Origin of the sequence: Klebsiella sp. SWET4, from assembly GCF_024296565.1 — a bacterium.
Lineage (GTDB): Bacteria > Pseudomonadota > Gammaproteobacteria > Enterobacterales > Enterobacteriaceae > Klebsiella > Klebsiella variicola.
This window is the reverse complement of record NZ_JANCOB010000001.1, coordinates 1,122,805-1,144,530: the sequence shown is the minus strand read 5'-3', so window position 1 is coordinate 1,144,530 and position 21,726 is coordinate 1,122,805. Positions and strand designations below refer to the sequence as shown.

The 21,726-nt window shown below is 53.6% G+C and carries 19 protein-coding genes and 3 pseudogenes; 4 read left to right on the top strand and 18 right to left on the bottom strand.

The window, feature by feature from the left end; translation table 11 throughout:
- Nucleotides 1-275: 275 nt before the first annotated feature.
- Nucleotides 276-536 (bottom strand): annotated as a pseudogene (locus NKJ21_RS27830) (transposase); the annotation flags it as partial.
- Between the two features lie 322 nt (nucleotides 537-858).
- Between NKJ21_RS27830 and NKJ21_RS05930 the strand changes: the two are divergent.
- On the top strand, nucleotides 859-3,015 hold the full coding sequence (locus NKJ21_RS05930) for a hypothetical protein (RefSeq protein WP_239270498.1): 2,157 nt from the start codon (nucleotides 859-861) through the stop codon (nucleotides 3,013-3,015).
- A gap of 292 nt (nucleotides 3,016-3,307) precedes the next feature.
- On the opposite strand, the gene NKJ21_RS05925 is transcribed toward NKJ21_RS05930, so the two are convergent.
- The 6 genes from NKJ21_RS05925 to NKJ21_RS05905 all read right to left on the bottom strand — a co-directional run bounded on the left by NKJ21_RS05925 (nucleotide 3,308) and on the right by NKJ21_RS05905 (nucleotide 5,545).
- Nucleotides 3,308-3,994 carry a hypothetical protein gene (locus tag NKJ21_RS05925; RefSeq protein ID WP_213935496.1) on the bottom strand — a complete coding sequence of 229 codons (687 nt, stop codon included), beginning with the start codon at nucleotides 3,992-3,994 and terminating at the stop codon, nucleotides 3,308-3,310.
- Between the two features lie 15 nt (nucleotides 3,995-4,009).
- A complete protein-coding gene (locus NKJ21_RS05920; RefSeq protein WP_239270497.1) occupies nucleotides 4,010-4,276 on the bottom strand; it encodes an S-(hydroxymethyl)glutathione dehydrogenase in 267 nt (88 codons plus the stop codon).
- Nucleotides 4,276-4,404, bottom strand: coding sequence for a hypothetical protein (locus NKJ21_RS27700; protein WP_258219206.1), 129 nt, complete (start codon nucleotides 4,402-4,404; stop codon nucleotides 4,276-4,278). Before NKJ21_RS27700 ends, NKJ21_RS05920 begins: the two co-directional genes overlap by 1 nt.
- A 16-nt stretch (nucleotides 4,405-4,420) precedes the next feature.
- Nucleotides 4,421-4,720, bottom strand: coding sequence for an S-(hydroxymethyl)glutathione dehydrogenase (locus tag NKJ21_RS05915; RefSeq protein WP_213935494.1), 300 nt, complete (start codon nucleotides 4,718-4,720; stop codon nucleotides 4,421-4,423).
- An 88-nt stretch (nucleotides 4,721-4,808) separates the two neighbouring features.
- On the bottom strand, nucleotides 4,809-5,291 hold the full coding sequence (locus NKJ21_RS05910; protein ID WP_075253142.1) for a GNAT family N-acetyltransferase: 483 nt from the start codon (nucleotides 5,289-5,291) through the stop codon (nucleotides 4,809-4,811).
- Nucleotides 5,279-5,545, bottom strand: coding sequence for a DUF1778 domain-containing protein (locus NKJ21_RS05905; RefSeq protein ID WP_003026799.1), 267 nt, complete (start codon nucleotides 5,543-5,545; stop codon nucleotides 5,279-5,281). The genes NKJ21_RS05910 and NKJ21_RS05905 overlap by 13 nt, the downstream gene beginning before the upstream one ends.
- A 764-nt stretch (nucleotides 5,546-6,309) precedes the next feature.
- Here NKJ21_RS05905 and NKJ21_RS05900 point away from each other — a divergent pair.
- Entirely contained in the window at nucleotides 6,310-7,269 is a 960-nt protein-coding gene (locus NKJ21_RS05900) for a hypothetical protein (RefSeq protein ID WP_117108420.1), read from the top strand.
- Nucleotides 7,270-8,080: 811 nt separating this feature from the next.
- Here the strand turns inward: NKJ21_RS05900 and NKJ21_RS05895 are convergent.
- A pseudogene (locus NKJ21_RS05895) lies at nucleotides 8,081-9,017 on the bottom strand (LysR family transcriptional regulator).
- A 116-nt stretch (nucleotides 9,018-9,133) separates the two neighbouring features.
- On the opposite strand from NKJ21_RS05895, the gene NKJ21_RS05890 reads away from it, so the two are divergent.
- On the top strand, nucleotides 9,134-10,666 hold the full coding sequence (locus NKJ21_RS05890) for an MFS transporter (protein WP_032754566.1): 1,533 nt from the start codon (nucleotides 9,134-9,136) through the stop codon (nucleotides 10,664-10,666).
- Between the two features lie 938 nt (nucleotides 10,667-11,604).
- Nucleotides 11,605-11,860: pseudogene (locus tag NKJ21_RS05880) on the top strand (transcriptional regulator).
- A 36-nt stretch (nucleotides 11,861-11,896) separates the two neighbouring features.
- On the opposite strand, the gene NKJ21_RS05875 reads toward NKJ21_RS05880, so the two are convergent.
- From NKJ21_RS05875 to NKJ21_RS05830, 10 genes are all read right to left on the bottom strand, one after another.
- The gene (locus NKJ21_RS05875) at nucleotides 11,897-12,385 is read right to left on the bottom strand and encodes a DinB family protein (protein WP_012968019.1); all 489 of its coding nucleotides are present in this window, start codon (nucleotides 12,383-12,385) and stop codon (nucleotides 11,897-11,899) included.
- A 117-nt stretch (nucleotides 12,386-12,502) separates the two neighbouring features.
- On the bottom strand, nucleotides 12,503-13,021 hold the full coding sequence (locus tag NKJ21_RS05870; RefSeq protein ID WP_008804585.1) for an anti-virulence regulator CigR family protein: 519 nt from the start codon (nucleotides 13,019-13,021) through the stop codon (nucleotides 12,503-12,505).
- A 377-nt stretch (nucleotides 13,022-13,398) separates the two neighbouring features.
- Entirely contained in the window at nucleotides 13,399-14,370 is a 972-nt protein-coding gene (locus NKJ21_RS05865) for an ABC transporter ATP-binding protein (RefSeq protein ID WP_032754559.1), read from the bottom strand.
- Nucleotides 14,367-15,347 carry an ABC transporter ATP-binding protein gene (locus tag NKJ21_RS05860; RefSeq protein ID WP_032754557.1) on the bottom strand — a complete coding sequence of 327 codons (981 nt, stop codon included), beginning with the start codon at nucleotides 15,345-15,347 and terminating at the stop codon, nucleotides 14,367-14,369. The genes NKJ21_RS05865 and NKJ21_RS05860 overlap by 4 nt, the downstream gene beginning before the upstream one ends.
- On the bottom strand, nucleotides 15,344-16,294 hold the full coding sequence (gene opp4C, locus NKJ21_RS05855; RefSeq protein ID WP_012541495.1) for an oligopeptide ABC transporter permease: 951 nt from the start codon (nucleotides 16,292-16,294) through the stop codon (nucleotides 15,344-15,346). The genes NKJ21_RS05860 and opp4C overlap by 4 nt, the downstream gene beginning before the upstream one ends.
- Nucleotides 16,291-17,250 (bottom strand): ABC transporter permease, encoded by a 960-nt coding sequence (locus NKJ21_RS05850; RefSeq protein ID WP_110199006.1) that lies wholly within the window; start codon nucleotides 17,248-17,250, stop codon nucleotides 16,291-16,293. The genes opp4C and NKJ21_RS05850 overlap by 4 nt, the downstream gene beginning before the upstream one ends.
- A 45-nt stretch (nucleotides 17,251-17,295) precedes the next feature.
- Nucleotides 17,296-18,999: an ABC transporter substrate-binding protein gene (locus NKJ21_RS05845; protein WP_080923441.1), complete on the bottom strand. Its 1,704-nt coding sequence runs from the start codon at nucleotides 18,997-18,999 to the stop codon at nucleotides 17,296-17,298.
- Between the two features lie 148 nt (nucleotides 19,000-19,147).
- A complete protein-coding gene (locus tag NKJ21_RS05840) occupies nucleotides 19,148-20,191 on the bottom strand; it encodes a methionine ABC transporter ATP-binding protein (protein WP_032733145.1) in 1,044 nt (347 codons plus the stop codon).
- 52 nt (nucleotides 20,192-20,243) lie between these two features.
- A complete protein-coding gene (locus tag NKJ21_RS05835; RefSeq protein ID WP_008804592.1) occupies nucleotides 20,244-21,020 on the bottom strand; it encodes a MetQ/NlpA family ABC transporter substrate-binding protein in 777 nt (258 codons plus the stop codon).
- 31 nt (nucleotides 21,021-21,051) lie between these two features.
- Nucleotides 21,052-21,726, bottom strand: a complete 675-nt coding sequence (locus NKJ21_RS05830) for a methionine ABC transporter permease (protein ID WP_008804593.1) — start codon at nucleotides 21,724-21,726, stop codon at nucleotides 21,052-21,054.

Genomic DNA, 21,726 nt, shown 5'->3' with positions numbered 1-21,726 from the left:
CTCGATATTGTCTGCGTTTTACGAACTTCCGTTTTTCACTCATAGCGGAACTATACTCACTTACTGCTGTGAGCGTTACATTGAGTTTAATGCCAGCCTGGTACAGTCAGGTTGATAGTACTTGTTTCAGGCCTTCGTCATTAAAAACGGTTCCGGTCTTCAGGACGCCATAACACCAGTGCACAAGTTTCCGAATCAGCGCGCAAATGGCCGCCATTTTAGGTTTACCCCGCAGGCACATCTCATCGTAAATTTTCGGGGGCTGACGGTTCCCAGCGATGAGAGTTGGCCAGAGAAACCCGGAAACCGGCATCATGTAACTTAGTAGCCAGCCGTTCGTGATAAACACCGGTTGCTTCCATCACAACATGAACATCTTCCGGACCGCAGTGCTGGAGCCTGAGCCAGCGAAGAATATTTTCAACTGAATGTCTGTTATTTTGGATGTTACGGGTTTTTGTGCGTCCTTTGATACCTTCATAAAGCATGCAAAGATCCAGGGTGTTTTTACTTACGTCAATGCCGACTGGAAACATGGTTAAACTCCTCTCACATAAACCGTCAAGCCTGTTCGCCTTGTACATACGGAGTCGAGCTCCCGGTAACCGTTCAACCTGATGTGCTGGCGTGCAAGGTGAAGCGGAGGGCCATGTGCTGCTAAACAAGGTTCAGCGTTGCTGGCTTTTCTGACCTAAAGGGAAAGGGGCGGCTCACTCTGCTTCAGTGGTGGTAGCTAATCACCACAAACCGTTAGATAACACTGTTATCAGTTTTCATAACTTCAGCTACGATAAACTCAGTACCGCCGTTTCGTTTTATCTGTGTTTTTGGGTCAGCAATCGGTAGAGAGGAAAAGCTATGCCTCGAGAACTGAGTCGGTCCGCGAAGTGTTTTAAATGGCAAGGAATAGCATTTTTATTTTGTGCTGCGTTGGGTTTGCTTGTTTTATTGAGTGGATGCCATCCCATCGTCGGAAAAGTAGCTGAAAGCGTGTATCCGGCACTGGCTCAACCAGAAGAGATTGAGGCTCCAGTTACGTTCACTTCATATCCTTCCTCTGCTGCAACAGAAGCAATTCTCGGCGGTCAGGCTACAGGGTTGAACTGTTCTATCCCCGTATTTGCCGACAGGCTGGCTTTTAAACATAGCGTTGGTGGCTCCGACATTTCACTACGTTTTCGTCAGGCTTGTGTTATGCACGATCTTTGCTATCGTCATGGTTATGCCACCTACAGGTATACTCAAGCGGATTGTGACCTCCAGCTGCAACAGTCAGCGTTTCGCCTATGTCGGCAATTTCAGAGGCAAAAAGCGAATACACTGACTGATGTGAGGACGATGTATCAATCCTGCGAGAAGGAGGCCAAAACGGTACTACTGGGGGTATCATTAGGGGGTGCAAATTCGTTTCAAGACCGTACCCGCTCCACATATTTTGAATACGATCCTATGCCTGTCAGAGCTGACGATTATGTCGTTGGGCGGGCAACTCCAGAAAATCAGGCCACTGATCCAAATGCCGATTATGGTGTACGTACTTTTTATTTCAAACGTAACCAGGTTAAGATGAGAAAGTTGGGACAAAACGGACCGAACGAACAAGTTTTTACTCCAGTCCCGGATGCCTGGCCTGCCACACCACCGATATTAACCAGTATGCCTGACAGCGAAAGCCTGACGCCAACAACCCCTGGTTCTTTGGTATCACTCTCACGTAATAGAGCCTCCAGTACAGACATCGGTCTTATTCGCTTTAACTGGATATCGAGCACAACTCATCCGAATTTAACGCTTTCTTTCTGTCCTTCTGGTTATATTTGTACGTCAGTGACGGATGCTTCTTTAAAAAAATTTGCAGTCATAGATGGGAAACCGACAATCGTCTCCCTGACCCATCGAGGAACAACAGGCGATACCAGGGAAATAAGGACGGTCAAGATTGTTCAGGAAGAGATGCTGAAGCCTAAAGAGCGAGAAAAAGATTTGATGACGGACTATCCTATCAATGGCGCTGGCGTGGTGGTCCGTAATCCATACCGTTTCCTGTCTCACGATATGCTTCTGGAAAAAAATGCTGCAGGAGAGGCCAGCTGGGCATGGGTTTTTGCTCGAGGGACTCCGTTGACCAATAATAATACCTTCGGCGATGATGATAGCGGTAAGAACTATTCGGATTATATTACTGTTGCTCGTCAGCGACTGGGAAACAATCATGCCGATGATGTGCAACGTTTTAAACTGAATGTTAAAGAGACAGATGAACCTCTCTCTCTGATACGTACTGATAGCACAGGTCACAGCGAACTGATTAGCATGGCGTGGTCCGAGTCCGATCTTAATCGGATAGAGAATGGCAAGCCAGCGAAAAACGCGCCTGTACTCAAGCTCTGGCAAATGAACTCATCTGTCCAGAAACAAGATCCAGCACCTCTGCCTGTAACGATGATGCCTGAGACAACACTGCTTACACCGCTGATTGTACGGTTAAGCAAACTATCTAATCCGCTCATTGTCATCACACAGGTAGAAAATGACCGCTGGCAACACGTTCAAACTATGGAGCAGGCTATCGATGACGTACTCAAAATAGATTTCACCCTATCCACCATCATAACGGACACATCAGTACATTTTAAAAATACAACCAAACTACATTGTGCATTGAGTCTTAATAGTCAACTCAACTCTCCCGAAGCTGAAGAATTGCGAAATCGTATCAATAACATCCTGTACGGTACGACTGAGGGGAGGGATGCTCCGGAAACAATCAGCGCGCTGAAGTCCGATCTGGCACAGCGTTGGCGAATGAGTCAATTAATAGCCTCCGAGCGCGAAATACTAACAGATAAGCCGAAGGGTACTAGTGCCCATATGCTTGCTCTGACAATGGTCTTTAATGGTTTTCCCTCAATGTCGTTCCAGGTCCTTTTCAATTCCAGGGATGGTTATCTGCAATATTATAAAACTGACAACAACCCCAGTTTTGTTAGCTATTGTTATCAGGACAATAAGTGATGAATTACTGTTTCAAACTCGTTTCTGGCTGAGTCTACTTTCACAAGCACATTTCTGGACCTGTAAGTGCCAGACTGACATCGGAATTGCAATCCAACTACCTTGCTGCAATCTTGCGGCAAGATTAAATAATTAGTTCGGAACTTATCAGTTTCACCTAACCAATCTGTCAAAGCTCAGTGAAAATGTCTAATTACTGGCTTGTTAGAAATATCCATATGTAGAAAAGGCCACTGCGAAAATTTCTCCCGCAGTGGCCTCTTTAGTATAACGTCATTATGCGAACCATATTTTATAACGCAGCTGGAGCTATCCAATACACAACAGCAAATATTGCAAGGGCGCCACCGGCTCTTAACCAGGTTGAAAACTTAACTTCAATAAAACCAGGGACAAAAGTTGTGAACCCTGCGGCAGCCAGCGATAGTACAATTCTGAAAAGGGTATATTGAAATTGCGAAGGGGTTGGGATAAATATTGCTACAACTAGTAAAAATACAATGAAAAATATCCCAAAACAAAATGCAGCCCATCTTTCATGTGTTTTTGTCATATGACTTTTTCCTTTTTTATCGAATCCATAGACTGGCAGATTCATTTTTTTAAATTGCTCTCGAATAAGTTTTGCTTTTTCAGGATCATAACGTTTGACCAGTCGTTGCATCGCCGCAAAAGCCGTTGAACTCGGTGATAACGTGTTATCATTCTTTTGCGTTCTATAGGTCTTATAATGCTGGGATATTAACTCAAGAACATCAATGCATGTTTCCGCAAGCCATTGATTCCATGTGGATTCCTTGAGGTTTTCTGTTGAATTATTTTGTGCTGTGCATTGTTCAAGATAACTAAAAAATGACTCTCCGGCAGAGTGAACATCATCAAAGAGACATTCTTCATTTAAGAAGGAGATGAGCATAGTAGTGTAGTTACTATATAGCTCATTAATTTCCTTTTTCTGACCTTCAATGATCTCATGCATTCATGTTTTTCTCTTTTATTTTTGGTTTGGAAGAGCATTTATCTTTGCAAGAAGTGAGCTAGCCTTGGATGTATCCAACCCATTGAAAATCATTTGTTTTATTGGTTCTTTATATATACTGAAAACGATTTTCTTTACTACAAAAATATCTTCATCTCCATTCAGTTTTAAAATTTCGTTCCTCATTTCCCCAAGTTGCTCTGTATTTGGGTTCCACTCAACGATGTTAAGCTCTTCTTCAATCGCCTTCTTGAAAAGGAATAAATTGAATGATATATGCATTATTTGTTGTCCTGTTTTTTATTATCTATAACTGTTGGTTTTTTTAGTGCTTCTTCTAATAATCGCTTGGCTTTTGAAGTATCTAGTCCATCATTTAGAGATACCTCTTTATGAATACGCGGATTCATATCTTTTCCAGATTGGTTATTTTGTTTTTTTATCATTTTGGTTTTTTATTTTCTTTAACTCATTTTCGAGTTCTTGTATTTTTAGAAGAGCCAGCATTGCTGCGGCTGTATTTAGGCCTTTAAGGATGATTAATTCTATTGGCTTATCATAAATTCTGTGTACGATTTTTGATATGTTTCTTGCATCCAACGTTTCGGATGATGCGATGAGTTCTATTTGTATTTGTTCAAGCTGTAGGTAAGTAGGCTGCCAGCTACTTATTCCCATTATTATTTCGAGACTGTTTTTTAGGTAAAGCAGATTTTCTTTATTCACTTATTATCACCTTTATTGCTGCTTTTTTGTTGACCGCTTTGCTCATTCGATGACTTTTGTACTGTTTCTAATCCACTCCAGTAACCAGTCATGGAAGCTTAAGGAACAGAGTCCGCTCATGAGTTTGCGATGCCTTAAATCCATGGTGAGCATAGAAACCTTTGGCTTCTTCAGTAAGCGCGTGAACCATTATCGCACGAACGCCAATATTCTCAGCTACGCGATAACAGCGTAGAACCGCATCGTGAAGTAAATCGGCGCCAACCCCTTTTCCGTGCAATGAAACATCTACCGCCAGGCGAGCGAGTATAATCACCGGTATAGGATCTGGCATGTTACGCCGAAGACTACCTGTCGCTTCCGTATGGTTAACGCTACCGGTGGCCAGAGAGTAAAAACCAGCTACTTGTTTCGTACCCGTCTTGCAAACAACGAACGTTCGTGCAGCGCCAAGAGCTTGATTTTTTAAACCTCTTTGTTTTAACCATTCATCGAGTACCGTTTCCCCACTGACGAACTCTGCCAGTTGATGGGCGCTGGATAACGGCTCGGGCGCAGTTATACATCCCACTGAGGTTTCCTTGCCAGTAGTTTATTAATGGCAGGCTCATCCTCGACTGGTGCATCGAGCATATCAATGAACTCTGCATACTGTTCGTCGTTAAAATTGAAAACACGACGATCAAGGATCACGTTCTCCGCAGCCTTGCAGGCCATCTCAAGAATGAAGTCGGTTCGCGATTTATGAAGGATTTCTGCAGCGGCATCGATGAGTGCCCTCTGAGACTCTTTAGCTCTTAGGTTGAGTTGAACATCTGATTTCATACACACCTCTCTTGTATAGCAATTGATACACAAGAATAACACAACATGAATGTATAGCAAATGATATACACATTAAAGTGCCGACAATTCATTTTATGTTTAAAATAAATTGATTATATTATTCATTTATCATGAATTGATATGCTTGTCGTGTCGTGACAGCAAAGTCAGGGATGTCACCCACTAACGAGTTAAGGACAAAGGTTATGAACAGAACAACTCATGAAGTACAGACCCGCTGGCTTGAGGGCCGGCAGCCTGGACATCGTACCAGGACAGGAGGTAGACAGGCAGAATTTATGAACCAGTAACAGGCAACGCCGGGCTTTCGGCGCCATTTGACTCCTCAGACACATGCAGCATCATCTGGCGCCTCCATGCCACTTACGCGGCATCCAGAAGCTTCCCGATGTTGTAGATTTTGACGTCTGCTTTGTGCCAGAAGCGGACATTTTGAGGCTCAAGATTTGTTAATCAATCGAGACAAATACTTATCGATATCAATCCACATGAAATATTGTGCCATGCGTCATTGAACTATTACTAGTTAAGCGCTATTTTGGTAAAGTTGGAGTCACAGAATACATGCCGCTATTTGTTGGCCTTATAGGCTATACACTGCGGCCTCTGTTTACCTAACAGCTTGGATTTCTTTGCATGCAAGTCTGTAATATCGAGTGTATTCAAACGGAATGTATACTGCCCACAAACTGCAGCGTATCGCGTTACGCTATCCAAGGTTATTCCAACATGAGTCCCCTTATATGGCACGAAAATTAATAATATTTGGTAACGGTCTCGGTATGGCTTTAGATCCTGCTCACTTCTCCTTAGACAGGGCGTTGGCAGATATTTGGTATCGTCCCAATTTTTTAACCGATATCCACAAGCAACTTATTGAGCGTTGTCTTCAGCGGCAAGGTCCACCAGCAGGGGAACATGAGTTGGATACCCTTCACCAAGCTATCACATATTGTAAAGCTCTCGCTCGAATTGGAGAAGGAAACGTGCATTGGCTTACTGAAGATGGCCTTAGTTTTCCCGAAATCACCGCCACTTATATCCACAAAGTTGCAACCAGGTTGCATAATTACGATGAAGGTTTGCCGAAAATATTCGAAGATGCGCTTGTGGAATTTGTAAAAACTACACGTACTCATGTTGCGACATTAAACTATGACAAATTATTATACAACTCGTTCATAGATAATGATATATTCAGCGGGTATGATGGGTATTTAGTTGATGGGATGTTAGGTCACGGATTTTCCTCTGCAGCGCTCGAACGGAAATACGATCGTAGGTTTGGTTATTATTTGCATTTGCATGGCTCACCACTATTTATTAATCAGGGTGAAAATGTTTTAAAACTATCACGCTCTCAACTTACGGTTGACAGAGATGAGCCTAGCGAACATATTGTATTAACTCATATAAAAAGAAAACCGTCAGTTATAGCAGCATCTAATGTTCTTTCAACGTACTGGGACTATTTGCAGTTTGCATTATTTGAATCAGAAGAAATAATACTATTTGGTTATTCTGGTCTCGACATTCACCTAAACATGCTTATTCGGCCTTATCTAACCTCTAAGCCTTTAAGAATAATTGAGTGGAGCGGCGCAGGTGAACAAAATGCCCGTGAAACACACTGGAAAAGTTTGTTGGGACGGGCAGTTACTGTAACAAGGTTGAATAACATCACTGATTTTATCAATTGGTAGCGCATTGCGAAGTTGGTATGGGGAATATACGGTTCTAACTTCGCTGAGTTGAAGTGTATTCAATTTTTACTTATGGTATATGTATATTCTGGTTATGGATCTTCATATAATTAGAAATATAGCAAATTCAACTTCAAGTCCTTGGTGTCTGAGTTGCGGATAAAGTGACAGATAATGAGGAAGGATGAATCTAGCATAATGAACCTATAGATATCTATGAAAACAGAATTTGAAGAGAAAGATTTTGAGGCTCCTTTATACAATGAGTTAAGGTTTGGTAGTCGGCGAATTGCTACTCCTGGACAAGTGTTTGAAGGAAAATACATTACTGTTGTTTTTTTTCTGTTTTGGCTGTGACCTATGGTGATTTCAGCTTAAACGAAAATCAGTCGTTATGAAGTGTTATATTGTTTAGTGGGCATCCCGTCATAGCTTTGTCATTAGATTCGAACAGAACAATGAACGGTTCGGTAATCTTCACAAAGTTAGGAGCATCCATCCTGGAGTTAGGATTTTCCGACATGTCGGTAATACTGATGTAACAATTGAAATGGCACATTGTTCCGTAATTCAATTTCGCTTGATTGACGCAGTGAAATTATTTGTCTTCATTGAGTATTAATTCGGTGTCCCCCTCAGAGTCCGCTCCTCGCTCGCAGCGGACCTTCAACTCAGGTAACCGTTCACCCAGATGAGCTGGTGTGAAAGGTGAAGCGGAGAGCCATGTGCTGCAAATCAAGATTCATCGGTGCAGACTTTTCTGACCTTAGGGGAAGGGGGCGGCACACTCTGCTTCAGTGGGGGTAGCTAATCACCACAAATTGTTAGACACAAGGGATAGGGGTTGCCGATGCGGGTGACAAGGGGATCTCTGCCGCAGCCATAAAATCGATAAAACAGCGTATTCTCGGTGACAGGTAGCGGCTGGCGGGCCACAGGACCGAGAAATGCCCATCCTTGACGCAACAGCCGGGCAACACCTCCTGCAGTTGTCCCTCATTGATGGCCTCGTGCACGACAAAATCAGGCACATAAGCGATCCCCATCCCCGCCGCGCTTAAGCGAATGGCGGCCTCAATGTTATTGACCGTCATAACGGCAGCGGCCCTGAAATCTCCCGTCAGCCGCATATCGCGCAGTTCCCAGGGCTGGATCAGCCCCGTCGAGGGGAAGCGGAAAAAAATGCACTTGTGCGCCGCCAATTCCGCTGGCGAGCCGGGGACGCCGTATTCCGCCAGATAGGCCGGGCTGGCACAGAGCACAAAACGAAAGCCTCCCAGCTTTCTGGCGATCAACCGGGAGTCCGCTAATTCACCGCTGCGGATAGCGACATCGAATCCCTCATCGATCAGATTGACCAGCCGGTCACTAAAGTCGAGATCCAGTTCAACCTGCGGATAAAGACGGGTAAAAGCGGTGAGGGCGGGGAGCAACAGGCGGTAGCCAATGACGGGCAGTGAAATCCTCAGTTTGCCGGTGGGCTGTGAGAGACTGCTGGTCAGCTCTGACTCGGCCTCCTGGATCTGCTCCAGGATACTCTGGCAGCGCGTCAGAAATGCGGCCCCCTCCGCCGTCAGGCTGACGTTTCTGGTGCTGCGGTTGAACAGCCGGACCCCCAGTTTATGCTCAAGCCGGGCGACATTCTTACCCACCGCCGAGGCAGATATGCCCAGCAGCCTGGCGGCCTGAACAAAGCTTAGCGTTTCGGCGGTGCGGACAAAGGACGTCAGCGAGGTGAGGCTGTCCATCGATTATAAACCTTATGTCTCTTAAGAAGATATTTTCAGTCTATTTATCGGCATTAACATCCGCAATAGGATGGCGACAGTTTATTCATTCCTTGCCGACTGATGAGGGCCGCCCGATGTTACTCACCGCCAGAACACCTTCCCGATACGCCAGCGCCCTGGCCGCGCTTTCTGTCTTTATGGCGGCCTTGCTGCTGCCGTTAAGTTTTACCGGCGGCGTCATGACCACCCCCGCGATACAGCAGTCGCTGGGCGGCTCTCCCGCTGCGCTGTCGTGGCTGACCAATGGCTTTATGTTGACCTTCGGCAGCTTTTTGCTGGCCGCAGGGGTGACGGCGGATGCCATCGACAGAAAACGTATTTTTATCGCCGGCGCCGCGCTGTTTTGCCTGAGCAGCCTGCTGTTTTGCCTGACGCACAATCTCTTGCTGTCAGGCGTTTTGAGGGCTCTGCAGGGCCTGGCCGCGGCGATGATTTTAGCCAGCGGCAGTGCGGCGCTGGCCCAGCTGTATGATGGCGCTCAGCGGACGCGGGCATTCAGCATCCTGGGCACGGTGTTCGGCGCCGGCCTGGCGTTTGGCCCGCTGCTGATCGGCTTCATGACCGACGCGGTGGGTTGGCGCGGCGTATACGCCCTGTTTGCGCTGCTCTCGGCGATAGTTCTGCTTATCGGACTGGCGTATCTGCCCGCGGCAGAAAAAAGCGAGCCGCGGACACCCGACAACCTCGGCTTACTCCTGTTTACGCTGGCCCTGATGCTGTTTACTGCATCGCTCATGGTCATTCCGGCCCGCGGTTTTTTATCCCTGACCACGCTGGCCTTGCTCATCGCGTCGGGGGGGCTGTTCGTGGCGTTTGTCGTGCGCTGCCGGAGGGTGAACAACCCGGTGCTGGACATCTCCCTGCTGCGTCATCCGCGTTTTGTCGGCGTACTGTTGCTGCCTGTCGCCACCTGCTGTTGCTACGTTGTCCTGCTGATTATTGTTCCCCTGCATTTTATGGGCGGAGAGGGGATGAGTGAGCCGCAGAGCGCACTGTATCTGATGGCGCTGACCACGCCGATGCTGGTTTTCCCATCCGTTGCGGCCCTGCTCACCCGCTGGTTTTCACCGGGGCACGTGTCCACGGCGGGACTGATGATGGCCTCCGTCGGGTTGCTGTTGCTGGGGAACGCTTTTCACAGCCACCATCTCCCGCAGCTGGTGCTGGCGCTGATCCTCTGTGGAGCTGGGGCGGCGTTTCCCTGGGGGCTGATGGACGGCCTGGCGATTTCCGCTGTGCCGATGGCGAAAGCCGGTATGGCGGCAGGCCTGTTCAATACCGTTCGCGTTGCCGGCGAGGGGATCGCCCTGGCGGTCGTTTCAGCGATATTAACGGCAAGCAATACCCTGACGCTGCAGAGTCGCGTTCACGGGTATGCCCCCGAGGTGATTGACCGCGCCGCAGGCTGGCTGGGGGCTGGCAATATGCCGCAGGCGGCTGCGCTTTTGCCTGACTTTTCCCTCCGGGCGCTGCGCGAGAGCTATGACTCTGCTTATACGCTACTGTTTAGCGGGCTGGCGGTCGTCACCCTGGTGTGCGCCCTGATGGTCTGGCGGACGCTATGCCGGAAGGCGGGCGCTATCCAAACCCGCGACAGTGGATCCTGAACCCCTTGATAGCGCGGTGGCGTCACGCTTCCCGGGCTGCTCAGCGAACCTGAACTGTCATTGTTTCACTGGCGGAACTATGCTGATTAGAGCGGCCACATGCGCCGCCCCGGCCGCGGAAACAGTGACTCACAGGTGGCGGTATGGCGATTGATCCGGAACTGATTTACATCGAGATCCTGGAAACGGTGCTGACGGCCACCCTGGATCCCGATTTGTGGAAATCGGCATTGCAGAAACTGGCGTTACTGACCGGCCATCAGTACGCGGCATTTCTGTTTTACGACAAAGGCAATGCCCATCTGTTGACTGATTCACTCCTGCTCGAGGAGAAGGTCTTTACCGCCTATCGCGATGTATTTCTGGCTATCGATCCCGCCGAAAAAATATTGACCGCGTTACCGGTCGGGCAAATATATCGGGACCGGGAATATTTAGGCGATAAGTTTATTGCCGGCAGCGTCTATTACAATGAATTTCATCACCCCAACGACCTGAATCATCTCACCAGCGTCAAGCTGTGCACCATCAATGGCTATGCCACCTATCTGTCACTGATGACGGCCAATACGGCGGCTTATCCGCAGCCGGTGCAGTTTGAACTGTTCAGGCGCCTGATCCCGGCGTTAAAAACCGCCTGCCAGCTTCACGCCCGCTTTGAACAGCTGCGGGACACCATAAAATACCAGAGCGCGGTGATGGACAACGGGATCTACCCGGTATGGCTGGTGGATCATGGCGGTAAAATTCTCTACGCCAGCGCGCATGCCGAACGCTACCTGCGCGCCAACGCCCGCCTCTCCTGGTATAGCGGGGGCGATACGCTGTGCCTCGATACCGACAGTAAAAAGCTGAAACGCGCCATCGAGCAGGCCACCCGGACGGCAGAGCCGCCGAAGGCAGGGCTGTGCTATACCGCCGGGCGTCAGCCGAAACCGATCCTCGTGATCCCGGCGGCCCGTCTTGCCGGGGTCGCCTGCGTGATTATTCCCGAGCCGTTTCTCACCGGCAGCGCCTTGATGGAGCTGTTTAACGTCAAGCCCGCCGAGAATGCGGTGGCGGAGCTGCTGGTGCGGGGCATGACCCCGGATGAATGCGCCTTACATCTGGGCGTATCCATCGCCACCATCAGAACCCACCTCAGCGCCCTGTACCGGAAAACCCATACTCGTCATCAGGCAGAACTTCTGCTGATCCTCCGCGCGATTCACGGCTGATGGTTTCGCATCCTCAGGAATGATGGTCGCGCAGAAAAACCGTCAGCACCTCTTTCGGCGGCACACCGCCGCATTCGCCAATCATCCAGCCCACCGCCCCACGGTGATAGGCGCCGTGAAAGAGCATGTGGTTCAGCATCTCCATCGCGGTCATATTGCCGTCACCGCCGTCGACAAATTTGAAGGCGATACGTTCGTGGAAATCGGCGGGGGTCATGGCGCTGACGTACTGAATGTATTCGTCCGTACAAGCGGTCATGGCCGTTTCCAGCGCATCAACGGTTGGCGTCTCGGGGGTATTCAGCGCGGTGTAACCGTGCGGCCTGCCGCGCAGGTTCGCCCGGAAAATCATGTCAACGACATGGATATGGTTCATCAGCCTGATGGTCAGGTGACGTTTTTCGCCATATACCGTACCGTCAATTGCGCGGATCGCCTGTAAGGTGGCAAGGTCAATCCAGCGCTTGTATTTCAACAGCGTCACTACTGTGTCTTTGTCCATAGTCTGTCCCGGGTTGGTTGAGCCATTATCTTAGCGATTATGCCAGTGAGTTGTCATTCTCCAGCGCCAGGCACAAAAAAGCCTCGCCGGGGCGAGGCTTTTCAATAAGCTGGTGATTTAGTCAAACACACCGTTAATCACGGCGGTCACGATGGCAGTGCTCAGGGCGACCAGCACCAGGTCATCGCCGACCGCGCGCCATTCATAGCCTGGATAATAGGGCAGGTCGTTAATCATGGAAGCCGGCAGGGTCTTTTTCGCGATACCCGGAGGGAGCGGTTTGCCGCGGGCAACATTTTTGGCGATACCCGGAGGCAGCGCCTGATAGCCGACCAGACCGTAGTTCACGGCAAGGGAGCGCGCCCGTGAGAAGCTAATATCGCTGTCGACGTGGTCGGGTTTACCATAGTTTTTGCGGTTGCCATGCTCGTCAGCAGACTGACCTTTATTCTGGCCTTTATTACCATGGTCGCCATTATTGCCATGATTGCCGCTATTGCCATGGTTACCACTGTTCCCGTGATTACCACCGCCATTACCGTTGCCATTACCCGGGTTGGCATACGCCGGCGCGGCCATGACGGCAAGAGAAATAACCGCCGCCAGTGCTGTTTTAAGAGTGCGACGCTTAAGCATGATGTTGTTTCCTTAATGGGGAGTACACGCTTAAAACATAAGAGAAAGCTATACCCCTGGCAATCTCATCATTTCTTATTTTTTGCCGGTTTTTAATCACCGGCGGGAAAGATAAAGGGAAAGGGATAGCGGGGCGCGGACAGGCAATTCCATTGCTGCGTTTTGACAGACGGGCGACCGCGCCCCGCTAAATGTGTTGCCGACAGGATCGCTCCCGGGCGTAGAGAAAAATATGCCCGAAGCCATCGGGCAAAAATGAACAAAAATATTACGCTTCATTCATAACGCGTCTCACAAGACGGGGCGGATAGTAAATCCTGGCGCTGCCGTGCACAATCGGACGGTTGTTTAGAAATAAATAACCCCATCGACTGTGCTCAGGACGCGACCCCATGGCAGGCGACCCGATGGCCCGGGGCCACCTCGCGCAGCGCCGGAGCTTCTCTCCTGCACCGCTCGCTGACCTGCGGGCAGCGGGATGAAAAGCGGCAGCCGGGGGGCGGATTGGCCGGATCCGGGATCTCACCTTGCATCAGCGCCTGCGGTTCACTGTGCGGATCGAGGGTTGGCACCGCGGCCAGCAGGGCGCGGGTATAGGGATGGAGGGGGCAGCTGAACAGCGCATCGCGGCTGGCGCTTTCCACCAGCTGTCCCAGATACATCACCGCCACATCATCACATAAATGTTCCACCACCCCGAGGTCATGGGAGATAAACAGGAACGTGACGCCGCGCTCGTCGCGCAGGTCGGAAAACAAATTGATGATCTGCGCCTGAATCGACACATCAAGGGCCGAGATGGGCTCATCGGCGACGATAAAATCCGGATTGAGGATCAGCGCCCGGGCAATACCGATCCGCTGGCGCTGGCCGCCGGAGAACTGATGCGGGAAGCGGGCATAGTGTTCCGGCGCCAGGCCACAGATCTTCATCACGGCGATCACCCGGTCATACAGCTCATCGCGGGTGCACAGCTTGTGCTGCAGCATGGCCTCGCCAATCGCGTCGCCAATACGCAGCCGCGGGTTCAGCGAGCTATAGGGGTCCTGAAACACCAGCTGCATTCTGGGCCGGATGGCGCGCAGGGCAGGCGCGGTCAGGTCGGCCAGCTCCTGACCGTGAAATTTCACGCTGCCAGCACTCTTCTCATACAGGCCAAGCAGGGTCCGGCCGACGGTGGTTTTACCACTGCCGGACTCGCCCACCAGGCCAAAAATGGTGCCCGGACGGATGTTAAAGCTGACGCCGTCCACCGCGCGAAGCTCGCCAGTCTGCTGGCCAAACAGGCCGTCGCGCAGCGGAAAATATTTTTTCAATCCATCCACTTCAATAACATAGCGTTCGCTCATGCTGTCGCCTCCGCAAATTTGCTGTAAAAGCAGGCGGCCCGCTGGCGCTCACCGAGCAGCGGCGGAATCGCCTCCCGACAGCGCGCCGTCGCCCGCTCGCAGCGCCCGGCAAAGGCGCAGCCCGCCGGCAGAGCGGCCAGATCCGGCACCTGGCCGGGAATAGAGTACAGCCGCCGACGCCGCTCACCCGGCACCGGGCGGGAGGCGATCAGCCCACGCGTGTAAGGATGTTGCGGATGCCGTAGCACCTCTGCGGTGGCGCCCTGTTCCACGATCCGTCCGGCATACATCACCACTACCTGCTCGGCCATCTGCGCGATCACCCCCAGATCGTGGGTAATCAGCATCATCGCCATCTGGCTGGCCCGCGCCCGGTCACGCAGCAGGCGCAGGATTTGCGCCTGCACGGTCACATCGAGCGCGGTGGTGGGTTCGTCGGCAATCAGCAGTTTGGGCTGACAGCTCAGCGCCATGGCGATCATTACCCGCTGCAGCATGCCGCCGGAAAGCTGGTGAGGATAGCGGGTCATCAGGCTGTCGCCGCGCGCCAGGCCGACCTCGCTTAACAGCTGGATGGCCTGCTGCCAGGCGGCTTTCGGCGTGGCGCCGAGGTGGCGGATCAGCGGTTCGCACAGCTGCTCCCCGATGGTCAACACCGGGTTCAGGGCCGACATCGGTTCCTGAAAGATCATGGCCAGCTGGTGGCCGCGCAGGTCGGCCATCTGTCTGGCTTTCAGCCGCAGCAGATCGCGGTCCGCGAAGCGGATCTCGCCGCCGTCGATGCGCGCCGCCTGCGGTGGCAGGAGACCCATCAGCGCCATGGCGGTGACGCTTTTGCCGCAGCCGGATTCGCCCACCACGCCAACGGTTTGACCGGCCTGAATGGTGAAAGAGACCTCCTGCACCGCGCGCACGCGGGTGCGTTCGCCAGCGAAAGAGACGGAGAGATGATTAAAGGCGACTAACGGCGTGGTCATTTCAGCCTCGGTTTCATATTGGGATCCATGGCATCGCGCAGGCCATCGCCCAGCACGTTGATGGCGATCACGGTGATAAAGATGGCGATGCCCGGCGGCATCCACAGCCAGGGGCGGCGCTGGAAATCGATCAGGCTATTGGCGGCATCCATCATATTGCCCCACGACGGCGTCGGCGGTACCACGCCGAGGCCGAGATAGCTCAGCGCGGATTCACTGAGAATGGCGTTGGCGACGGCCATGGTCGCCATCACCACCAGAATCGGAATGGTATTCGGCAGCAGGTGGCCAAACAGCCGGCGACGCGCCGACAGGCCCAGCACCTGGGTGGCCAGCATAAAATCGCGTTCGCGCAGGGAGAGACATTGTCCGCGCACCAGCCGCGCCAGTCGGGGCCACTCCAGCAGGCTGAGCATCACCACCACCATATAAATGCGCGAGTCCGGGGAAAAATCGAGCTCAGAAAGCATCGCCCCGGCGACGATCAACAGCGGTAACCCGGGGATAGTCATCACCAGGTCGGCCACCCGCATGATCAGTTTGTCGGTTAACCCGCCGACATAACCCGAGAGGGCGCCGAGCAGGTAGCCGAGGCACACCGACATCACCATGGTCAGCAGGCCGATAATCAGCGAGATGCGCCCGGCCAGCAGCAGGCGGGTGTAGACATCGCGACCAAGAAAATCGGTCCCGAGCCAGTGTTCCGCCCCGGGCGGCTGGTTGATGCTCAGGGCATCGGTGGCATCATCTCTCCATGGCGACCAGACGGGCCCCAGCACGCACCATACCGCCATCACCGCCAGCAGGATCAGACAGAACATGGCCAGCCGGTTACGGCGCAGCTGTCGCCACCCCTGGCGCCAGGGAGAGGGGGGAATATGCGCCAGCGCCGGGATAGCCGCCTGCCGCTGGCGGCGACGGGAAGCAAAGTAAGACAGGATCATCATGACCTCACCCGAATACGCGGATCGGCCCAGGCGTACAGCACGTCGGCGAGCAAATTCCCGACGATCGTCAGCACCGCCAGAAACAGGGTAAACCCCATCAGCACCGGATAGTCGCGGGCGGCCAGCGAGTCGATATGGATGTGGCCTGCCCCTGGCCAGTTGAACACCTTTTCGGTAATGATCGCCCCGGAGAACAGCCCCGGCAGCTCGAAGCCCAGCAGGGTGATAATCGGCAGCAGGGCGTTGCGCAGGGCATGCTTGAGGATCACCGTGCGCTCCTGCAATCCCTTGGCGCGGGCGGTACGGATAAAATCCATTTTCACCACGTCGAGCATACTGGCGCGCACATAGCGCGTCAGGCTGCCCGCCTGCAGCATCACCAGCGCCAGCACCGGCAGCGCCAGGTGGGCGGCCACTTGCAGCACATACTGCCAGCCGCTCTCGTCGCTGCCGGTATTGGTCATCCCGCCTACCGGTAGCCAGTGGAGATCGACGGCGAACCATTTAATCAGCAGCAGGCAGAGGAAAAAGGTGGGGAACGACATGGCGGCAAACACCGCGACGCTCACCAGATGATCAAACCAGGAGCCGGGTCGCAGGGCAGAAACCACGCCGACCGCCAGGCCAATGCCCCAGTAAAAGACCAGCGCGACGCTGGCCAGCAGAAAAGAGTTCCAGATGTACTGGTTGAGCAACTGGCTGACCGGGATCTGATACTGCAGTGAAAAGCCTAAATCACCGCGCAGCAGCTGTCCCAGCCAGTGGAGGAAGCGGGTGAACAGCGGCTGGTCGAGGCCGTAAATCGCCTTCAGCTCTGCGGCGCGGGCGGCGGTCAGGGTGACATTGCCATCGATAAAGTCGCCGGGGGTTTTGGCAAACAGCATAAAAATAATGAAGGAGGCCAGCAGCAGCATCGGCAGCGTTTGCAGCAAGCGCCTCAGGATGAAATTTTTCATGATGGTCTCACATCAGCCGCCGGTTAACCCGGCGGCCAGGGGGATTTACTTGACGATTTTTACATCCGGCAGGCTGCCGGTCAGGCCGTTGTAGATATCCGGCTTAAAGCCGCTGACGCGGGCGCTGCTGGCGGAAAGAATGTTGCGATAGCCAAGCAGGATCACCGGCGGATCGTCGGCCAGCACTTTATACAGCTGGTGGTAGATCGGCTTGCGCTGTTCAATGTCGAGCACCGCGTTGCCGGCGTTAATCAGCTTATCGACTTCCGCGTTATGGTAGCCGGACTCTTTAGCTTCGCTGCTGTAAAAATCCCATACCCCGTCGTGCGGGTCGTTGAGGGTGCTGGTGCTAAAGGAGGCCAGATCGTAATTTCCGGCTTTACGCTGCGCCATCAGGGCATTGAAATCCACCACCTGCGGCTTCAGCAGTACTCCAATCTGCCGCCAGTTCTCCTTGGCGATGGGGATCAGAGCGTCGTTGAGCACCTTCTTGCTCACCAGCAGGGTCAGCTCCAGGCGCTGGCCGTCTTTGGCGCGGATACCGTCGGCGCCAGGTTTCCAGCCGGCCTCATCCAGCAGCTTTTTGGCCTGTGCCGGATCGTAAGGGTAAGGGTTGACGCCTTCAGCGTTAAAGGCCCAGGAGATCGGGGCGATCGGCTCGATGGCGACTTTGCCGTACCCCTGATAGACCACGTCGATCAGCTTCTGCCGATCCAGACCGTAAATCAGCGCCTGGCGCACGCGCTTATCCTGCAGCGCCGGGCGATGCACGTTGAACTCCACCTGGCTGTAGTCGCTGGAGCCGTAAAGATTAATGTTGGCGAAGCCGAGCATTTTCAGCTGCTCAATATCGTCGGGGCGTGAGGTAAAGGCGTCATAGTCGGTCTCCCCGGTCTGGAACAGCTGGAAGTTGGTCGACGGATTGGTCACGCGGTAGATAAAGCGCGGTGTTGGCGGCGTTCCGCGGTAAAAATGGCTATTGGCATGGAAGCGTATTTCCTGACCGGGAATGTATTTGTCGTACACGTAAGGGCCGTTGCCCAGCGGCTTGCCGTGCAGTGAACGCAGATAGTCGAGATTTCCCCTCTGATATCCTTTGCCGTACCAGGCTTTCGACAGCACCGGCCCGCCAATTTTGGCCAGCGTGGTGGCGCCTGGCTGCGTGGTAGTCACCTGCAGGGTGAGCGGGTCGATGACCTTCAGGCCGCTGACGCTGTCAGCCTTGCCGGCTTTGTAGTCCGCGCCGCCGGCGATATTGGCCAGGGTGATGTCGGTATCGCCATCATATTTGGGGTCGAGCAGGACCGTCAGGGTAAAGGCGACATCTTCCGCCGTCAGCGGTGAACCATCGCTGAAGGTCAGGCCAGGGCGCAATTTGATGGTATAGACTTTACTGTCCGGGCTGACCGTCCAGCTCTCCGCCAGTCCCGGGACCAGTTTACCCTGACTGTCCCAGTCGATCAGGCGTGAAAAAATGACGTTAGTCACGTTCTCATCCCAGCCGTTGACGAAAAAGTAGGGGTTAAAGATCCCCTGCGGCTCGGAGATCCCGGCCACCACCGTGTCTTTCCGCAGTTTGGCGCTGGCCGGGATCTGGCTGGCGTCGGTGGCCGGGGTGATGCCTTCTTTCAGGATCCCTTCCGCATGGGCAACAGAAGAAAATGCTACCACGCCGCCGAGCAGGGCCACTTTTAGCGCCAGGGCGAAGCGGGTTTTTCGGATTGTTAATCCTTGTTGTAATCTGGACAAAAGTGCTACCTCATCAAATAATTGCGTGGTTATTTACAATTCATGACGAAAGATAAGAGGCGCACTTCGCCCTGTCTAACACTGAAACGCTATGATTTATAACTAATTATCCTTAGCAAAGGATCGGGAATATAATCCCATTCGATGGCTAAGAAGCAGTGGTTTCCGCTGTCTGATGATGGTGGGTCAGAATGCTGTCTGCGACCCAGCCATCCTGCGCCAGCGCGCTGGCGGCCAGCGGCCCGCTCAGCCGGACCTGCAGCTGGCCGATCACCCGGCCCTGAATGCGCTCGCAGTTGCTGTACAGCAGTCGGGCGTCGCCTCCCAGCAGGCTGGCGATATGCTGCAGATTGGGTTCGCGACCGCTGCTGCCGTCAAAACGTAAGGTCACGATCTGCTCGCCGTCGCGCAGCGCTGGCCCGGCCTCCGGGCGATCGGGGTGCTGCAGGCCGAGCATGGCGCGCGTCACCGGGTGCTGCGGGTTGCCAAACACGCGCCAGACATCGCCCTGTTCGACAATGCGCCCGCCCTCAAGCACGCTGACCCGATCGCAGAGGGTGCGAATGACCTCCATTTCGTGGGTGATCAGCACGATTGTCAGGCCCAGGCGCTGGTTAATCTCCTTGAGCAGGGTTAGCACCGACAGGGTGTTTTCCGGATCCAGCGCCGAGGTTGCCTCATCGCACAGCAGAATTTCCGGCTGAGTGACCAGCGCCCGGGCGATGCCGGTCCGCTGTTTCTGGCCACCGGAGAGGCGGGCCGGGTAGCTGTCGCGCAGCGCGCTGAGGCCCACCAGCTCAAGCATCTCGCTGACCCGACGCTGGCGTTCGCCGGCCGGGACGCCAGCCATCTTCAGCGGCAAGGCGATGTTCTGCGCCACGGTTTTGGTGGCCATCAGGTTAAAGTGCTGAAAAATCATCGCCACCCGCCGACGCAGATCGCGCAGCTGGCGCGTGGAGTAGCGCACGGTTGACTCGCCGTGGATGAACATCTCGCCGCTGTCGGCATTTTCCAGACGATTAAACAGGCGCAGCAGGGTGGATTTTCCGGCGCCGCTGCGGCCGATGATGCCGAAAATTTCGCCCTGACGGATGGTCAGGTCAATGTCCTGTAGCGCCTGCACGCCGTTAGGATAGGCTTTGCTGATACCAGCAAACTCAATGTGGGTCGGTGGGGCGGGGATATGCGTCACGATGATGCGCTCCGTTAGCCCGGGCAGCGGCTGACGCCGCTGCCCGCGGTGATTAGAATCCAGGTAAAATTTTGCCCTGATAACGCGTAAGAATGAACTGACGAACCGCGTCCGAATGCAGCGCTTGCGCCAGCTTCTGAATGCCCGGGTCCTGAATGTTGTCCGGGCGCGCCACCAGATATTCGACGTACAGATCGCTGCCTTTTTCCACCAGCAACGCTTTATCGGTGTCGATACCAGCCTCCAGCGCATAGTTGGCAAAGATAAAGGCCAGGTCGACCTGCTTCACCGCGCGCGCCAGCATGGCGCCCTCCAGTTCGCGGATCTTAAAGTGATGCGGGTTGCTGGTAATGTCCTTGGTTGCCGATTGCGGGTTGTGCGGATCCTTGAGGGTAATCAGCCCGGCGTTGCTTAACATCACCAGCGCGCGGCCGGTGTTCACCGGATCGTTAGGGATGGCGATCGTGGCGCCGTCAGGCACCGCGGCGAGGGTCGTGTATTTGCTGGAGTAGGCGCCGAAGGGCTCGATATGCACTCCCACCACCGGTACAAGGTTGGTGTGGCGGGTCTGGTTGTAGTTATCGAGGAATGGCCGGTACTGGTAGTAGTTGGCGTCGAGGTGTTTCTCCGCCAGCTGCTGGTTAGGCTGAATAAAATCGTTAAACACCTTGACCTGTAAATCGACGCCTTCCTTTGCCAGCACCGGCTTCACAAATTCAAGGATTTCCGCATGCGGCACCGGCGTGGCGCCGACGATCAGCGTCTCGTTAGCCAGCGCTGCGGTGGAGAAGAGGGCCAGCAGTCCGGCGGCAATAATGGATTTTTTCATGATAAGGGTTTCCTGAGCAGAGAAGGGTAAGTTATTTGCGGCTGACGTAGCGCACCAGGCGGTCGCCGCTCATTTGCAGAAGCTGTACCAGCGCAATCAGCATCAGGACGGTGACCACCATCACGTCAGTCTGAAAGCGCTGATAACCAAAACGAATGGCCAGATCGCCCAGCCCGCCGCCGCCGATCACCCCCGCCATCGAGGTGTAGTCGACCAGCAAAATGGCCGTCACGGTCACGGCGGCGATCAGCCCGGCCCGCGACTCCGGCAGCAGCGTGTGCCAGATAAGCTGCCAGGTGCTGCCGCCCATCGACCAGCTGGCCTCCACCAGGCCGTGCTCCACTTCGCGCAGGGCGGTTTCCACCAGCCGGGCGAAGAACGGGGCGCAGCCGGCGACCAGCGGCGGAATGGTTCCTTCCACCCCCAGCGAGGTGCCGGTCAGCAACGTGGTCACCGGGATCATCACGATGAGCAAAATGATGAACGGCAGGGATCGCAGTACGTTGACGCACAATGACAGCAGGCGGTAAAGGCGCGGGGCGTACAGCAAACGCGGCTCGCCGGTGAGATAGAGCACAATCCCCAGCGGAAGCCCCAGCAGTACGGTCCATCCCAGCGACCAGGCCAGCATGGTAAGGGTATCGAGGGCGGCCTGGGCCACATCGTTCCAGTCGATTTCCGCGAAAAACGCCAGCAGACTCGTCAT

What these genes read in the sequence shown, in the direction of transcription:
- NKJ21_RS05835 (WP_008804592.1), bottom strand. Translation starts at nt 21,020, where the DNA reads ATGAAAAAATCCATTATTGCCGCCGGACTGCTGGCCCTCTTCTCCACC.
- opp4C (WP_012541495.1), bottom strand. Translation starts at nt 16,294, where the DNA reads ATGATGATCCTGTCTTACTTTGCTTCCCGTCGCCGCCAGCGGCAGGCG.
- NKJ21_RS05875 (WP_012968019.1), bottom strand. Translation starts at nt 12,385, where the DNA reads ATGGACAAAGACACAGTAGTGACGCTGTTGAAATACAAGCGCTGGATT.
- NKJ21_RS05890 (WP_032754566.1), top strand. Translation starts at nt 9,134, where the DNA reads ATGTTACTCACCGCCAGAACACCTTCCCGATACGCCAGCGCCCTGGCC.
- NKJ21_RS05850 (WP_110199006.1), bottom strand. Translation starts at nt 17,250, where the DNA reads ATGAAAAATTTCATCCTGAGGCGCTTGCTGCAAACGCTGCCGATGCTG.
- NKJ21_RS05930 (WP_239270498.1), top strand. Translation starts at nt 859, where the DNA reads ATGCCTCGAGAACTGAGTCGGTCCGCGAAGTGTTTTAAATGGCAAGGA.
- NKJ21_RS05860 (WP_032754557.1), bottom strand. Translation starts at nt 15,347, where the DNA reads ATGACCACGCCGTTAGTCGCCTTTAATCATCTCTCCGTCTCTTTCGCT.
- NKJ21_RS27700 (WP_258219206.1), bottom strand. Translation starts at nt 4,404, where the DNA reads ATGAATCCGCGTATTCATAAAGAGGTATCTCTAAATGATGGACTAGAT.
- NKJ21_RS05900 (WP_117108420.1), top strand. Translation starts at nt 6,310, where the DNA reads ATGGCACGAAAATTAATAATATTTGGTAACGGTCTCGGTATGGCTTTA.
- NKJ21_RS05920 (WP_239270497.1), bottom strand. Translation starts at nt 4,276, where the DNA reads ATGCATATATCATTCAATTTATTCCTTTTCAAGAAGGCGATTGAAGAA.
- NKJ21_RS05865 (WP_032754559.1), bottom strand. Translation starts at nt 14,370, where the DNA reads ATGAGCGAACGCTATGTTATTGAAGTGGATGGATTGAAAAAATATTTT.
- NKJ21_RS05905 (WP_003026799.1), bottom strand. Translation starts at nt 5,545, where the DNA reads ATGAAATCAGATGTTCAACTCAACCTAAGAGCTAAAGAGTCTCAGAGG.
- NKJ21_RS05830 (WP_008804593.1), bottom strand. Translation starts at nt 21,726, where the DNA reads ATGACGAGTCTGCTGGCGTTTTTCGCGGAAATCGACTGGAACGATGTG.
- NKJ21_RS05925 (WP_213935496.1), bottom strand. Translation starts at nt 3,994, where the DNA reads ATGCATGAGATCATTGAAGGTCAGAAAAAGGAAATTAATGAGCTATAT.
- NKJ21_RS05870 (WP_008804585.1), bottom strand. Translation starts at nt 13,021, where the DNA reads ATGCTTAAGCGTCGCACTCTTAAAACAGCACTGGCGGCGGTTATTTCT.